General features: G+C 50.3%; 14 protein-coding genes. 8 read left to right on the forward strand and 6 right to left on the reverse strand.

The features are described 5' to 3' along the window. Window positions 1-3: 3 nt before the first annotated feature. Genes QF669_00480 through QF669_00505 form a run of 6 tightly spaced genes read right to left on the reverse strand, consistent with a single transcriptional unit; the run spans window position 4 to window position 5,644 of the window. On the reverse strand, window positions 4-405 hold the full coding sequence (locus tag QF669_00480) for a hypothetical protein (GenBank protein ID MDP6455921.1): 402 nt from the start codon (window positions 403-405) through the stop codon (window positions 4-6). Beyond that, window positions 398-1,141 carry a DUF3108 domain-containing protein gene (locus tag QF669_00485; protein ID MDP6455922.1) on the reverse strand — a complete coding sequence of 248 codons (744 nt, stop codon included), beginning with the start codon at window positions 1,139-1,141 and terminating at the stop codon, window positions 398-400. Before QF669_00485 ends, QF669_00480 begins: the two co-directional genes overlap by 8 nt. Continuing rightward, on the reverse strand, window positions 1,138-2,295 hold the full coding sequence (locus QF669_00490) for a glycosyltransferase (protein MDP6455923.1): 1,158 nt from the start codon (window positions 2,293-2,295) through the stop codon (window positions 1,138-1,140). The genes QF669_00485 and QF669_00490 overlap by 4 nt, the downstream gene beginning before the upstream one ends. Then, complete coding sequence (locus QF669_00495) at window positions 2,292-3,413, reverse strand: glycosyltransferase (GenBank protein ID MDP6455924.1); 1,122 nt, start codon at window positions 3,411-3,413, stop codon at window positions 2,292-2,294. The genes QF669_00490 and QF669_00495 overlap by 4 nt, the downstream gene beginning before the upstream one ends. A gap of 9 nt (window positions 3,414-3,422) precedes the next feature. Next, the gene (gene mgtE / locus QF669_00500) at window positions 3,423-4,817 is read right to left on the reverse strand and encodes a magnesium transporter (protein ID MDP6455925.1); all 1,395 of its coding nucleotides are present in this window, start codon (window positions 4,815-4,817) and stop codon (window positions 3,423-3,425) included. Window positions 4,818-4,825: 8 nt separating this feature from the next. Further along, on the reverse strand, window positions 4,826-5,644 hold the full coding sequence (locus QF669_00505; protein MDP6455926.1) for a CPBP family intramembrane metalloprotease: 819 nt from the start codon (window positions 5,642-5,644) through the stop codon (window positions 4,826-4,828). Window positions 5,645-5,854: 210 nt separating this feature from the next. On the opposite strand from QF669_00505, the gene QF669_00510 reads away from it, so the two are divergent. The 8 genes from QF669_00510 to QF669_00545 all read left to right on the forward strand — a co-directional run. Next, on the forward strand, window positions 5,855-8,092 hold the full coding sequence (locus QF669_00510; GenBank protein MDP6455927.1) for a TonB-dependent receptor: 2,238 nt from the start codon (window positions 5,855-5,857) through the stop codon (window positions 8,090-8,092). 23 nt (window positions 8,093-8,115) lie between these two features. Further along, the gene (locus tag QF669_00515; protein MDP6455928.1) at window positions 8,116-9,003 is read left to right on the forward strand and encodes a hypothetical protein; all 888 of its coding nucleotides are present in this window, start codon (window positions 8,116-8,118) and stop codon (window positions 9,001-9,003) included. A gap of 15 nt (window positions 9,004-9,018) precedes the next feature. Then, window positions 9,019-10,374: a right-handed parallel beta-helix repeat-containing protein gene (locus QF669_00520; protein MDP6455929.1), complete on the forward strand. Its 1,356-nt coding sequence runs from the start codon at window positions 9,019-9,021 to the stop codon at window positions 10,372-10,374. Then, entirely contained in the window at window positions 10,353-10,550 is a 198-nt protein-coding gene (locus QF669_00525; GenBank protein MDP6455930.1) for a hypothetical protein, read from the forward strand. The genes QF669_00520 and QF669_00525 overlap by 22 nt, the downstream gene beginning before the upstream one ends. Window positions 10,551-10,750: 200 nt before the next feature. Continuing rightward, the gene (gene priA, locus QF669_00530) at window positions 10,751-12,985 is read left to right on the forward strand and encodes a primosomal protein N' (GenBank protein ID MDP6455931.1); all 2,235 of its coding nucleotides are present in this window, start codon (window positions 10,751-10,753) and stop codon (window positions 12,983-12,985) included. After that, the gene (locus QF669_00535; protein ID MDP6455932.1) at window positions 12,960-13,889 is read left to right on the forward strand and encodes a hypothetical protein; all 930 of its coding nucleotides are present in this window, start codon (window positions 12,960-12,962) and stop codon (window positions 13,887-13,889) included. Before priA ends, QF669_00535 begins: the two co-directional genes overlap by 26 nt. Window positions 13,890-14,022: 133 nt before the next feature. Then, window positions 14,023-15,435, forward strand: a complete 1,413-nt coding sequence (locus QF669_00540) for an MATE family efflux transporter (GenBank protein ID MDP6455933.1) — start codon at window positions 14,023-14,025, stop codon at window positions 15,433-15,435. A 26-nt stretch (window positions 15,436-15,461) separates the two neighbouring features. Further along, window positions 15,462-15,916 (forward strand): PaaI family thioesterase (locus QF669_00545; GenBank protein MDP6455934.1); only part of this gene is annotated, 455 nt, incomplete at its 3' end.

The raw sequence follows: 15,916 nt of genomic DNA on the forward strand, positions 1-15,916 counted from the left end.
GACTTACCTTATGGGTAGCAGATGACCGAGGATGTAGCCGATGAGTATCCCAACAAGCAGCGCCAGAGTTAGAACGCGGGAGCGAACCATCTCTTTGGTGTAGCCTTTCTTGATGGCTATGACAGAGACGATGTAGCCGAGGCCATTCACGAGCCAGAAGAACGGCAGAGCAAAAACTTTCACGATCAGAGGACCCACCACGGGAATGAGTGTAACTACAGCCCCCAATCCCGCAAACGCCTTTGTGAACAGACTGAGTACGATCGTTAAGATGGCAATGATTTCTTTAGGAACGTCGAATGCGAGGAGGACCAGAATGCCGGCCACGATTCCGCCCCACAGAAAAACACTCTTTCCGTATTGCTGCCAGAATGGTTTTCGTTCTGCTTCGGTGTTGTCAGTCATCCTCTATCTCTGCGGTGAGGGTGATCCCTCGAACAGTCACTTCTGCCTGTAATATACGTCTTTCCCCGCCCCTTTCAATCCAGATTTGCCGCACACAGTTGCTAAGCGCAATCCCCCATGTGAAGACGTCTGTTGTTTCCACAAGCTCTGTTTTCGTACCCTTCGTTTTGCGTATATCAAAACGGTAGTGATCAGACAGGTACGATTCTCCATTCACATCGATTTCAGTAGAATCGACCCAAAGAAATCGCCCTTGAAATAGTTGCCCTTCGTGATCTAATTGCCACCATTTGGTATCGAGATTGCTCCAATCTGTCGTTCGACTTCTCATAAGGAGAGAGAATAGGTTGTGTATGTCTGAAGGGCGCTCGTAGTGTGAATCCTCGTAGCGATAAGCCCCTGCGTCACTGTCCCACTTTAGGATGAGCTTCTGATCAATGTTCGGTTGCTTGATCCTCTTTTCATATCTGAGCATCTGGAATGTCTGCCCATCGTAGACGGTTGTATAGCTGTTGTCCACTTCAAAGACATATGCAAAAACATTGGTTGTTTCCGCGGTAAATTCCAGTTTCCTCTCATTAATGCCTGATCCTTCGCTCAGTGACATGGTGATATCCACGCATGGGATTTTCCAGAAATAAACGGTGTAGTTGAATTTGTCGCTTGCGAGTAGAGAAGAGGCGGTGGCAAGCAGCGTCAATCCGATTCCGCAGTGCTTTATTGGTCGCTTTATCATAAGTTGATTTGATGTGAAACTGTTGATTTCTGCTTTCGCCCCTTCCATGAGAGGGGTACAAAGGAACCTAACGTCCCCAAAATAACAACGTATAAGCTGTGCCACAGTTCATCTGCGAAAAAGAACCATGCATCGAAAGGTCGTTCAACCAGCGCCGTATAGCGTGAGATGAGGATACCGTCGCCCATCATCTTAATAAACCACGGCAAAAGCCAGCCGGACTGCCAAGTCGCAAGAAAAAGTATCTGGCTTGCCAGAACGGAAATATTCGTCAGGTAGATAAGTATCAGAGCCCATTTGAAATTGCTATTGACGAAAGGGAGACGGAAGTATGAAGCACCTTTTGATGCAAACCGGAGACGTTGCATTATGAATGATTGCCAGTCAGGTGGAGGGGTACTTGTCACTTCCGCCGCTTTGGAAGTAGCGAATGCCAGGTGCCAGCCCCGGCTGGAAATCTTGTGCATCATGAGATCATCATCGCCTGAAAAGAACGACTCAATCTCATCGTATCCGCCCACGTGTTCGTAGGTTGACCGCCTGACAGCCAAATTTCTACCGCTAAGCGTCAACGGTAGATTTTGTGCAAGGCCGCCCGCCGCCAAAGCATCCAGCCCGATGGAATCCATCAGCAGCATTCTGTTCCATAGTATCTCATTGCTAACCAGAGATGCGGGTCCCGCCGCCATTCCCAGATTCTCATTGGTGAAGAGGGAACTGATTGATCTCGCCCATCCGGGTGACATAACGCAGTCGGCATCGGTAAAGAGAAGTAACTCTCCGGAAGACTCTTGTATACCTCTTGCCAGTGCCCATTTCTTGGGAGACCAGGTTTCTGGTGTATTGTCTACAAACAGCTGTCTGATACGCGAATCGGTGAATACCGCTTGATCGATGATTTCACCCGTTGAATCAATGGAGCCGTCATTGACGATGACTATTTCGATTTTTTCATTCGGGTAATCCTGAGCTTGCAGGTGCTCAAGAAGTTGACCAATATGTTGCTCCTCATTACGTGCCGCCACAATAATGGAGAGGTTGGGAAGATCTGTATCTTTCCGGTCGTTTCCATTTGATACAGTTTTAAGGCCGTTTCTGAGCCAGGTGAGAAAAAGAAAGTATGTGAAAGCGAGAAGCGAAAGGATAGCGATCATTTCTGGCGCCCTCCCCATCCAGTTGGAATCGGCAACAGGGTAACAATCCCCATCACCACGACGTATGGGATCTGGGAAAAGAACCATATGGGGAAGGACCGCCGCATATCAAATCTTTCAAAGAGTGAGGTCGTTCTGAGCATAAGAAGACCTTCGACAATAAACTTTAAACCCAAAGCGAGTATGAAAGGAAAGAACCATTTCAGTGAGAACAGCAGACTAGCGGCCAGTAAAAGAATAAGAAGATTGGCGAGGAAAGTAACAATAATGACGAAGAAGAAAAACATGTCAGTTTGCCTGACGGAAAGGGAATCAGCCGCCCATCTGATGCGCTGAGAGATAAATGGCCGCAGATTGGGTAACGGCGGCGTGCTGACATAACTGGCGCGGTCGAATGCGGTAGTGATAGTCCACTCTTTGTGCTGCTTGATATTCTGTAAGAGGAGATTATCATCACCTCCGGCAGCATCAGCGAAAGAAGAAAAGCCGCCAGCTTGTTCAAAAACTTCTTTGCGGTAGGCGAGATTCTGGCCTGTGCAGGCAAAGGGAAACCCGAGCGATGCTGTACCACGGGCGGCGCCCATTAACAGGAGAAAATCCAGCGCCTCTATCTGCTGCATAGCGGTCTCCGGGTGATCGATCTCCGCATGTCCAATAACCAGCCCGGTGTCAGGCGTGAAACAGGAGACCATCGATTCAATCCACTGACTGGAGATGTGACAGTCCGCATCGGTCAACAGAATGATTTCGCCTCTGGCGCTGCGGATGCCGATGTCGAGGGGACGCTTCTTGTTTCTTAAAGGTGATGCCGATCCTTCTGTTGAGAGGAAGTGTACGTTATCGTACTTCTCCATAAAGGCGTGAGTAACGTTTGGCGTGATATCTGTCGATTCATCATCGACGACGATCACTTCGTATTTTTCTTTGGGATATGTCTGATGAACAACTTCTCTCAGGATACGGTGAATGTGATCCCTCTCATTTTTTGCCGGGAGAACTACGGTGATGAAAGGCTGGGTGCTGGAATGATTCTTCTCTTCCAGAAAGAGGCCAATAAGGAAGAATGAGACGGCTAAGAAGTAGAGTCCAATGACCGCATAGAAGAGAGTGATGAACAAAGTTCTACTCTAGATACTGGAGAACAGTGACGCGGCGATAAGGAAATAGACAAGGATTCCAAGCACATCTATTGATGTTGTTACAAAAGGTCCCGAGGCAATAGCTGGATCGACATCGAGTTTTCTCAACACTATAGGTACGAGGGTACCGATTGATGTGGCAATCACCATAGATGCGCAGATGGCCAGCCCCACTACCAGTCCAAGTCTCGGCGGGGCGTCAATGAATTTCATAGACGCCACGGCTCCCAGCAGGATGCCGTAGAAGATTCCCAGCACAAGGCCGACGCGCATCTCTTTCCAGATCACTTTACCCATCTGCATCAGCTGTACTCGCCCTGTGGCGAAACCTCTGACAATGATAGTGGAAGACTGTGTCCCCACATTACCTCCCATACCGACGATAACAGGGATGAAAGCTGCTAGTGCGATGATACTTTGTAGTACCGTTTCGAATAGTCCGATGATGTAGACGGCAATCGTACCACCGATCCAGCTTGCGAAGAGCCACGGCAGGCGCAGCTTCACATTCTCGAATGTTGATTTCATAAGGATTTCCCGGTCTCTGCCGATCCCGGCCATCTGTAGAAAATCTTCTGTCGCCTCTTCGCGAATAACATCAACTACGTCATCCACCGTTACGATGCCAAGCAGAACACCACTGCTGTCTATTACCGGGATTGCCAGCAGATTGTAGCGTGACACCTGACGAGCTACCTCTTCCTGATCAGTCTCTGGCGTCACTGAAACCACGTCTTTTACCATTATGGTCTTGAGTTCCGTCAGCGGCGAAACTGTAACAAGATCACGGAGTGAGACGACTCCGGTGAGTCGCTTGGCTTCATCAGTGATGTAGAGGTAGAAGACCATCTCCGCCTCTTCAGATGATTGAATAGATTTGATGGCTTCTCCGGCCTGAGTGCTCTCCGGCAGAGAGAATACGTCCACCGACATTATACCCCCAGCAGTATCCTCGGGGTAGGCCATCAGTTCCTCCAGCTCTTCCGATTCTTCTTTTCTCAGCGTTTCGAGGATTGCGTTGGCTTTCTCTTCGGGAAGCAGATTCAGAATGTCGGCGGTATCGTCCGAACCAACTTCTTCCAGTAACTGTGCCACCTCCTGTGCATCGAGCGGTTGGAGCAGTGTTTCGATGACAGTGCTGTCCAGTTCACTCAAGAACTCGCCAATACGGTCTGTCTGTCTGATCAGGTTGAAGATAGAGATGCGCTCAATATCCGTGAACTGACGGAAAAGGAGGGCGAGGTCAGCCGGGTGTGTCTTATTGATTAGTTTCAGCAGATTAGCTTTGGCCCGCCGCCGGCTGAGCCGTCGGAATGTATCCAGCAGCACAGCCACCTCCGTCTGAAGCATAGGTGTTCTTTTCACTGTTTCAACTGTTGCCATTGGTCCTGTCAGATCACCTCTTTTTCAACTGCTTCATAGTTGATTGCCGGAAGATGTGCCATGTTCCTGAATCCGATGTACGTGAGGGCCGCGCCCCCAGTGAGGATAAAGGGGGAGACATGACCCCGCCAGACGTACCACGATTCGAAATACTCACCCCAGTTTACGAACAGAAAGGCGAGACCGTTGTTGAGTCCGTGCAGGATCATGCTGGGAAAAACAGAATTGCTCCTCCATGCTAGATAGCCCATAACCAGTGCAAGAAGGTATATCTGTATTACCCAAGAGGGGCTCATGTGAATGAAAGCGAAGAAGAGGCTGGTGATCAGGACCGCACGGGTGACATCCTTCCAATACTTCTCCAGCACGTTCTGCAAGAATCCGCGAAAGAGGATCTCTTCTGTAACCGCCGCCACAACGACCGATCCGCAAAAGAGCAGCAGCAGCGATAAAAGGTCGTCGCCACGCAGAAATCCGAGGAATTGCTCTGTCCAGTCGGGCGTTGGTAAGAAGCGGACCAGCAGTCGATCCAGTTCATCCGTCCAGACGACCACACCCAGAGAGACAATCGTGCTGAGACCGAGCATACGACGCGGTACGCGGTTCAGACGAAGGGCACTGCGAACGTCGTTCGTTCTTCTGCTGATGAAGATGAGAAGAGGTAATATGAGGAGGAATTCGCCCAGGATCAGGACGCCCGGCCAGAATGATAAATCTGCAGAACTATCCTGAAGGAGCAGTATGACAACAGATGTCAACAGTGTCGACAGAAGAAGCGACAGGATGACGATCCCGAATGCTGTGCGGGGAGTGAACGGATTGTTCATCTGGTTCTGACTCCTGTGTCATACTTAACGGTTTCCCGGTCATGGTTCTGGCGAAGTTACAGAATCCAATTGCGAAAACCAAATAATGAGCCGAGTGAGGAGTCACCCGTTTCCCGAACATCTGGCAAATTGGTAAATCACTGCCCTTTTTCGCATTTCGGATAGGTTGTTGTAAATTGACAAATGCTGTTTATGCAAAGGTTGAGTCGCATGACGATCTCAAAAATCACTATTGTTTGTCTGTTAACCCTCGTATTGGCCACTCCCGGTGTCTGTGAAAAAGTGGTTCTGACAGGTTCGGTATATGACGTTAATACACACAGGGAGATCGGCGGGGTTAATATCTATATCAAGAATACCGAGATAGGTACAATCAGCGATTTTTCCGGTCGTTATTCGCTAGAGCTCCCGGAAGCCTCAGAAGGGATGCTGGTTGTGTTTCAACATATAGGTTACGAGATGAAGGAAATGCCTTTGGCGGAAGTAAAATCCACTGCGCGAATTTTCCTTCAACCCCGTGTGATTCCGTTGCGAGAGTTGGAGGTGGAAGCTCAAGGGACGCGACTTGGTATAGAGAAAGATCTGCCACAGCGCGTGGCTGTATTTGAGGCTCAAGAGTTCGAGATCCGGGGGTATGTAGACGCTGCTGACCTTCTTCGAAGTGATCACAGTATTCAGGTTGAAGAGCAGTTGAGCGGTAAGAAGACAGTGGCCATCCGCGCAGGCAATCCCGATGATGTGGTGGTTCTCTACAACGGCGCCAAGATGAACAGCACTTATAACAACATCTTCGATCTCTCCCTTATTAATCTTGAGGATGTGGACCGCATCGAGATCGTTAAGGGGAGTAACACGGCACTCTACGGTTCGGAAGCGTTCTCCGGTATTATCAATATCGTCCCGAGGATCAGACAAGACTACAATGTGAGATTTCAGCAGAGGTTTGGTACGTATGATTCAGGCAATTGGGGTCTAAATCTTTACCAAGGTTATAAGGGACTGAACGCTACATACGGTTTCATTGAAGGTGCCTCGAGGCGACGCTTCATGGATGATGCTATTCTTGAGAACAAGGGCACTCACCACAGTGCTAATATATTCTTCGATTTTTCTTCACGTCGTTCAGAGACAATGACCAATCGTCTCTCGGCCTCGTTTGTCAGATCTCTTCAGGAATACTCAGATTTCAGGGATGACGAGACGCTGGTGAACTTTAATCAGATAGAGATGGTACGCTACAATGGCAACCTTGGCCCTCTGAGCCAGATGAACCTGTCACTATCTCACCACTCTTTGGACGAGTCTCAGTCACTACTGAACAGTTCCGGTACCATAGACCGTCTTTTTCAGGACAGGTCAATGCAGTATAGCATTGAAAAGGGATTCGAGAGGGAGCAGGTCGAAGTGGTGATCAAATACGAGCTAGAAGCTGCGCAGCTCAATTTCACCGATGAAAGGTCCCTTACAACAGAGCAATCCATCGGACTTGAGTCTGCCGCCTTTGCGCGCAAGAAAGAGGGATTCGTCTCAGTTCTTAAGTTTCACAATCCCACTACTACCGGTAGGATTCAGGCTTCCGATTTCGATATCAGTTTTCGCCGCGACAGGGTAACTGACAGACAAGAAGATGTAACTCTGCGTAGCGGCACGCCCGATTCTCTCGCAGGTCTGTTTGACGAAACTATGTGGAGTGAAACCACTTTCAAATTGTCCAATCATTTCTCAGGTGGATTCGGCGGCTTCGTGTTCACCAGTTACATTAACTACGGTACAAACGTCAAATTCCCCACGCTATTTCAACAAATAAGCTCTCCTGAATCGATCACCTCCGTAGTGGCAAGACCAAATCTCAATCCGGAGAAGAATACAGCGCTTGAGCTGGGGGTAGAGCTGACAGGTAATACGCCGCACCTGGCGAACATATACGGCTATCAAATCTCGGCCAGCCTGTTCCGCAATGATTTTGAGAACAAGTTGCGCGTATTTTTCCCGGTGGGTGTCCCGGTAGCCTTCTATGATAACATTATAAGTGCCAAGCTATCCGGAGTGGAGAACCAGGGGAGACTCTTTCTGCTAAAGAAGAAAATAACGCTCGAATTTGGTCTCTCGCTGTACTCCGTCTCCGAAAGGGCAGCTTTCCCCTTCAAATCTGATAAGAAGTTTACTTCTACCGTGATGATTGACCATGCCGGCTATTCAATGCAGCTCCACTGGTTTAAGGAAGGGGAACAGGTGGGATGGATCAGACAGGCGTCAGGCGAGTTTTCGGAAGCCATTCTGCCGCAATACTCTAATGTCGATTTTCATTTCAGCAAAACTGTTTCGTGGAAACGGATGAAATTCTTTGTCAACGCCAGCGGTCGCAATCTCTTGAACCGTGACGTAGTGCTTCAGGGTCTTGCCTTGCGAGACCGGCGCTTTTACCTGACAGTGGGGACAAAACTGTGAAGGAGCATCAACAGCAGTCTTCCTTGGGAAGAGCAATTTTCGCAGGCTGGTCTTCAGTTGGGGTTTTCGTCCTCACGGCATGGCTGATACTTGTTGCCGGTTGCACGGAGAATCCGTTCAACGATGACAGCGAAAAGATCTCATCGCGAGCCATCAGCGGTGCGGTCACTCTGAATGACGGAGCAGTTCCCAAGGGCGTTTATGTCTGGCTCGAAGGACTTGATGTAGGTACGAGAACCGATGAGCAAGGGGAATTCAGTCTTGTGCTACCGCCGCCATCCAGTAGTAGCGCTGGTTCAGCCATGGATGGAGTCTTTAATCTCTATTTCTATGTGGCAAACTATGCTATTGATACGGCGGAGGTTGTGTTGGTAAATGGTGAAGTTGCCCGTTCGGAGGGTGACATAAACGATCAGAGTGAGCTGAAGCAGTCAAAACAGTTGTACAAACTTCTCGATGTGGTAACCTCAGTTTCTCCTCAAACGATCCTCTTCGAGTACTGGGGGAAGATGAATATCAGTGTAACACTGAATGCTATCTCATCGTCCGTTGTAGTGGAGTCCTTAAAAAAGATTGCGAATAGAGTGGTGTTTAGAACTGGTCTGGTGCTGGTGGATGAAAACGATCAGTTTGTGAAGGTTATTGGTCAGGGATCTAGTTGGGATCTTGGATTGGAAACAATTAGACAGGAGCAGACGACATGGAGAATCAGGAAATCGTGGCCACCATGTGAGCTGCCTGTGGGTGTGTACCGCTTCATTCCGTACCTGATAATCAGGCAGCCGAACGTTCCTCAGGCGCTTATAGAAAGCCTCGGGCGAGATGCGCAGAACCTGGACCGAAGCTATTTGAACATGCCTTTTATTCCGCGCGGAGGGAAACTCATTGTCAGTGAAACAGCCACTGGTTGAAGAGGTGCGGTAGGCATGAAATACTATCCGCTGATCATAACGTCTTTCTTTCTGGCTATTTCGTGTGAGAGCCCTCTGAAACCTCCACCCGCGGAGGATAGTGAGTTTTTTGTCAGTCACGACTATGCGGGAACATTACGCCTCATCAAGAAAATACCCATCACACTAGAATGGTCGCAACTCAAGTTCAACCAATTTGAACAATACTCGGTTTATCGTTCACAATCTGACGGTAACGGCGAAACATGGATTAAGAGGGCCGAGATTTTTGATCCGATGCGGACCACTTTCACCGACACCTTGGATAATGACTTGACATTTCGCTTTAAAATCCAGGCTGTATTCTCTGATGGAGAGCTTAAGGAAGCGACTACGGAACCGATAGTTATCAAAACAACTTCTGTTACTGTACCTGATGAATGTGATTGTCTGCAAGATGCTTATGACGCGCCGTTCATTGACGACGGAGATACCATCTACGTGGGCGAAATGACAGTTTGTACTGTTCCAAGACCGTTGGTCTTTCTGGACAAAGACGTTGTAATCAAGAGTCTTCTTGGAAAAACTGAGACTGTCATTGAACGTTCACGAATGCTTCTTTCCATGTCGCGCGGTAAGATCAGCGGTTTTACGTTCAAGCATGGATGGATTGATCTACACGGCACAGCTATGATGACAGATTGCATAGTTACAGAAGCAAGACTACTGGCCGGCAGAGGCCCGCTCATTGTGAGGGAAACTGCTGAAGTTAACAATTCCCTAATCAGTGGGAACAGCAATCACAGCTTCTGGAATGTTGGTGGAGAAGGAGCTGGCGTGCTGCTTGAAGATCAGGCCACAATCCGCAATTGTCGTATCAGTGATAATCGAACATCTGAGAGTGGCGGTGGCATTCTGGCTCGGGGTGAACCAACAATCCAAAACTGCATTATAGATAATAATCGTGCTGCAAAAGGTGGGGGAGGGCTCTTCACGGCGGTAAGCGCAAATCCTACCATCATCAATTGTGTGTTGTATGGGAATAGGTCGGGCATATCGGATGCCGGATCGGGAGCAATTTTTCAAGATAAGGCATCGTCATTCACGATACTCAATAGCATTGTCTGGGGTAACAGTGCGGCAGAAGGGGCGGATCTGCTTTGGCGTAGCGCCTCCTACTCGGATATCGAATACAATAGCGATGGTACAGAGAATATTGATGCAGATCCTCTCTTTGTCGATCCCGCCTCAGGTGACTTCCGTCTCCAGCCTGGCTCGCCCGGCATAGACGCCGGTCATCCCGACGCGCAGTACAATGATGCGAACGGTTCGCGCAATGATATGGGGGCTTTCGGCGGGCCGTATGGAGAGTGGCAGCCGGACGGTTTGTGATCGGTGGCGGCGTAGCCGCGTATGTGGACGGCGGATACAAACATGCCGTGTGGGACAGCACTGATAACGGCGGCAAGGCGGTTCCATCCGGCATTCACATTTACTGCTTCGATGCCAATTCGCTGGAGACTGATGACGCGTTCCACCAGACTCGAAAGATGGTCTTACTCCGCTGACCTGATTCCCTCATTCCCTAATCCTCCCGCCACCGGCAGGGGTTTTTGTTGCACAATCTTACACCTCCGTCTATTTTTGTTCAGCAGTCTGGTTATGTATTGGGATTGTTGAAGAAATGGAGCTATGGATAAATGGAGTGATGAGTTACCTCTCCGAAGCTTTGCTGAGCTTTCGGCGGTGAGAGGAACCACAGACTGTCGTGTTCGCTGACGTCTCATTTCCCATCTCAAGCTATCAGGTCTTCACCTATCGGATTCCGAAGAGTATCAGTGGAAGCGTAGAAGTCGGCGTCCGTGTGTGTGCGCCGTTCGGGACGAAGAAGAACGCTCAGGGCGTGGTGGTGAATCTCAAGAAGAAGGCCGGCTTCAAGGGGAAGATTCGCTCCATCGGCGGCATCATTGACGAGACGCCCATCTTCGGCAAGACGCTCTGGGAACTGATCAACTGGGTTAGTCAGCACTACATGACACCGTTGGGACAGGTGATGCGCTCGGCGGTACCGGCCCGTCTTTCCCGCTCGTACTCGCCGCCGGAGCAGTTGATGGTGCAGTTCAACGGCATTTCTGACGAAGCGATGATGGAGCTTGAAGAGAAAGCGCCGCGCCAGTTTCAAGTTATCAGGTTACTAGAGAATCAGGAGACAGACGTACCTGTTGCCGGCTTGAACCCCACGGTACCGAACGCAGCCGCGGTCTGCTGGGCGCTGGAGAAGAAGGGTCATGTCTCGCTGTCGCGCGTGCCGAGAATCCCTGACGTATCAGACCTCAGTATCACGCCCGTGAAGAAGGAAGTAAAGTTCAGCAAGGCGCAAGAACAAATTGTCGCTGAAATGGAAGCCAAGCTCAAGGCGGAGGCGTTCAGTCCCTATCTCCTCCACGGCGTGACGGGGAGCGGCAAGACTGAGATATATATCCATCTGGCGCAAAGGGCGGAAGAGAAGGGGCGGCATTCTATATTGCTGTTGCCGGAAATTGCGCTCACGCCGCAGATCGCGGGAAGGTTTAGGGCTGTCTTCGGCGAAAAGGTGGCTATCTGGCACAGCCGGATGACAAAGGCAGAGAGGGCGTGGACTTGGCACCAGATCTGCGCCGATGCCTTCAGCGTGGTGGTTGGTGCCCGCAGTGCCATCTTCACTCCGCTGAAAGACGTAGGACTTATCGTGGTAGACGAAGAACAGGAGAGCGGTTTCAAGCAGGAATCTCCGGCACCGAGATACCACGCACGGGATGTGGCACTCATGCGGGGAAAACTCTCCTCAGCCCTTACTGTACTGGCAGGGGCTACGCCGAGTATGGAGTCGTATTACAATCAAGCTGTGGGCAAGCTCAACTATCTGAGACTGAAGAGGCGCTACGGTGTAGCTAAGTATCCCCGAGTCCACATGGTGAACATGACTACCGAGCGGGAAGAGACGGAGGATTACTCCATCACACTCTCTCGCCTCCTGCAGGAAAAGATGAAGGATCGTTTCAAAAAGGGCGAGCAGATAATTCTGCTCCAGAATCGAAGGGGATTTGCGCCCGTGGTTTCGTGCAGGGACTGCGGCTTCGTTGAGATGTGCAATCAATGTCAGATCTCCCTCACCTTTCACAGAGTTGATGAAAGATTGAAGTGTCATTACTGTAACTTTGAGAAACCGTCACCCGCACTGTGTCCTGCTTGTGACAGTACGCGAATTGTCCTGGGTGGTACGGGAACGCAGAAGGTAGAGGAGAAGCTGATAGAACTCTTTCCCGAGATCAAGTGTGTACGGATGGACTTGGACACGACCCGCGGCAAAGGTGCTTATACGCGAATTCTGACTAAGTTCAGCGAGGGTGAGTACGACGTTTTGCTGGGGACACAGATGATCGCCAAAGGGCTCGATTTTCCCAACGTAACCCTGGTGGGGATCATCAATGCGGATACCGGCCTTTACCTTCCGGATTTTCGCGCCGGGGAGAGGACGTTTCAGCTAATCTATCAAGTGGCGGGCAGGTCCGGCCGGGGCGATAAGCCGGGAGAAGTAATCATTCAGAGCAATGATCCGGATCATTCTGTCATCAAGGCGGCGGCACAGCTTGATCTGGAAAAATACTACAATGTCTGTCTCAGTGAGCGGCGAGAGTTGATGTATGCCCCTTTCAGCTGGATGGCTAAGGTGGAATTGTACGGCAAGAAGCGTGAAGCGGTGGCGAAGCGTGCGGAAACTCTGCTCAAACATCTGCAAAACAGACCGAAACATCTCGAAGTCCTGGGACCGGCGCCGTGCCCCATTGAGCGGCTGAGGGGGAACTATCGTTACCAGATCATATTTAAGTCTTCGAAAGAGAAGGATCAGAATGGTCAATCGCTTCGTAGATTTCTTGAGGACAACTTAGTGGATAGAGGCTTCCTGAAAAGAAAAAAGGGCGTTACTTTACGGGTGGATGTTGATCCGGTTTCTCTCCTTTAGATACATCGTTGCCGCACAGATGGCGGCGTTGGCGCTTCTTCCGCACTGGCTGACTGCCCAGGGAAGTTACTCCTCTCTGGAAGTGCCTTATCACGTCAGGTCGGTAAGTATGGGAGGAATCGGTATTGCGGACCGTGGCGGGACTGATATGGCCGCCTTTAATCCAGCGTTGCTGCAAGGCAATACTAAGGAATTACTGCTCTCCGTCCTTCGTTATCCTGCGCAGATTCAGTCCGAGATGGTAGAGTTCAGGTTTCCGTGGCGTGAGCGGTCTGTAGCTGTCACGGTGCGCCACATGGGATACGGCTCATTCGAGGCGCTGGATGAGGATGGGGTAAAGACAGGCGAATTTGCGGCCGGTGATATCTGGGCGTCGCTGGCATTTTCTCAATCGATTTTTCCTTCCATGGATTTCGGACTCACCGCGGGAATCTATCACAGTCAGATTGAAAAAGTGAGGGCCAGCCTGGGCATCATTTCTGTCGGTACGGTGCTGAGACTTCCAGAATTGGACGCTTCGCTGGGACTAAGTGTCCGCAATCTGGGTGTGACACTGCAGAATTACGGCAGTTATCCCGAGACGATTCCGACAAGTGTGAATCTTGGGGCGACAAAAAGACTTGCGCACCTTCCGCTTGAGTTGTCAGTTGATGGTATCTGGTGGGAACAGGGTGGAGTAGCACGGATCGGCGGTGAGTTCGTTCTTAAGCACGGCATCCTCCTGAGGTGGGGCAGTTCTACCTATCGCTTTCAGCAGCAGACCGAACATCTGTGGCGCGACATTCTTTCGGGGAGTTCTATCGGTTTGGGCTACGTTGCGCAAGATCTGACAGTCGACATCGGGTTGGGATACTCGGGAATTGGGGGTGCGGTCATTGGCGTCGGCGTCGCTACGGTTCTTTAGTTGCTCGCGATTTTCAATTTTTCTTTCATATTTCTACAATTAAACTTGTGTCTGGTTTGGGGCTTTTCCAGTATTGCAGGCTTAACTATACAATATCAGCTCATCTGGGAAGAGCCTGAGCCGGTATATAGTGATGAAGAATGAAAAAAAACAATCCCGCCTGAAGGAATTCATATACAATCCCCGAAAGGCGCTCTGGAAACTTGCCGTTCCGATGATGTTTGGCATGATGATTCAGACGGTCTATATGATCGCCGACATGATTTTTGTCGGTCAAGTGAGTGCCGATTCACTGACGGCGCTGGCCTTCAATATGCCGTTGCTTTTCTTTGGTCTTGGCATCACCTTCGGCTTGGGCTCCGGTGTGACGGCCGTGGTGGCGCAGTTCATCGGCGCCGAAGATAAGAAGAATGCCGACAATAGCGCTGAACACGGCATCGTCTTGGGGATAATTTTGGGCGTCGCCTTCACCTTCGCGGGACTGCGCTGGGGAGAGACGGTACTATCCGCTATTGGTGTGCCCGCAAAGCTGCTTCCTTTTGCATGGTCTTACTTCAGGGTTATTGTTTTGGGATATATTTTTATGGTGCTGTCGGTCTTCTTCCGCTCCATCCTTTCAGGCGAAGGTGACGTGAAAACACCGGTCATCATACAGGGCAGTGGTACAGTACTTAACATCATTCTCGATCCCATCTTCATTTTCGGTTTTGGACTTGGTGTGCAGGGGGCGGCGTTAGCGACGGTTGTGAGTCAGGCGTGTGTGGCGCTGGTGTTTGTCTATCTACTCTTTGTGAAGAAACACGCCTACGTCACTTTTGCCATGCGCGATTTTAAATTCTCGGGAGACATTCTCAGGAAAATCTTCACGATTGGCATGCCTGCATCTTTCTCTATGGTAATCATGTCGCTGGGAGGGGGGACGTTTAATCGAATCCTGGTCTCCTTTACCAGTGATGCTGTGGCGGCGTTTCAGGTTGGCGGTCGGGTAGAACATGCAGTTTTTGTCCCTTTTATTTCCATCGCCACCGCTCTGGTAACCCTTACAGGTATGTTTTACGGTGCAAAGCGGTTAGATCTGGTGCGTCAAATCATCAGGTACGGCATGAGCAGAGCGGCGATTATAGGCGCGGTATTTGCACTCTTTTTCTTTTTACTGGCGCCTGTGATTATGGATGTCTTTACAGATAGTGATAGTATTGTGCAGTTAGGCGCACACTATCTGAGAATCATCGTCTTCTCCTACCCCTTCATTCCCATCACCATGATCAGTGGCCGAGTACTTCAGGGGTTGGGATACGGAATGCCGCTGTTTGTCATCACCTTCCTGAGAGTAATTCTTTTGAGTTTTTCGCTGGCAGTGTTTTTTGTGTTTGTTCTCAACAAAGGAGTGGAATGGGTCTGGATCGCTCAACTCATATCAGTTTTGATATCTGCGTTTATCGCTCTTCTGTGGCTGAGATGGGGGCTCAGGAGGGCTGAAAAGGGTGAAGTGGTTGCTGTGGAAAAACCTGATGAGATGTTAGGCAGTCAACTTCAGGAAGCTTGATGGCCAGGTTGAGTTCCTAAGTGCCAATCGTGATTCCTGCCAAAAGCCTTCAGGATACATACGGGCCGAACAACACATGTTTCGGTTGCGGCCCAAAAAACACCAAGGGATTGCAGATCAAGAGTTTCGTTGAAGGTAACGATGTAGTAGCGGAGTGGACGGCTGAGCTCCACCACGAGGCGTGGCCCGGCATCCTCAATGGCGGCATCATAGGCACCCTTCTTGACTGTCACTCCAATTGGACAGCCGCCTATCACTTGATGAAACAGGCCGGGAGTGAGACCGTGCCGGCAACAGTCACCGCTGACTACTCTATCAAGCTGACGCGACCGACACCCACAGACGGCTCGATCCGTCTTGTGGCACGCGTGGTGGATGCGACCGAAGACAGGGCCACGACCGAGGCTGAACTGTTGGCTGACGGTGAGGTGTGCGCCACGTGCCGTGGAACCTTCGTGGCGGTAAAGCCGGGGCATCCCGC

The sequence above is a fragment of the Candidatus Neomarinimicrobiota bacterium genome (assembly GCA_030743815.1).
GTDB lineage: Bacteria > Fidelibacterota > Marinisomatia > Marinisomatales > S15-B10 > UBA2146.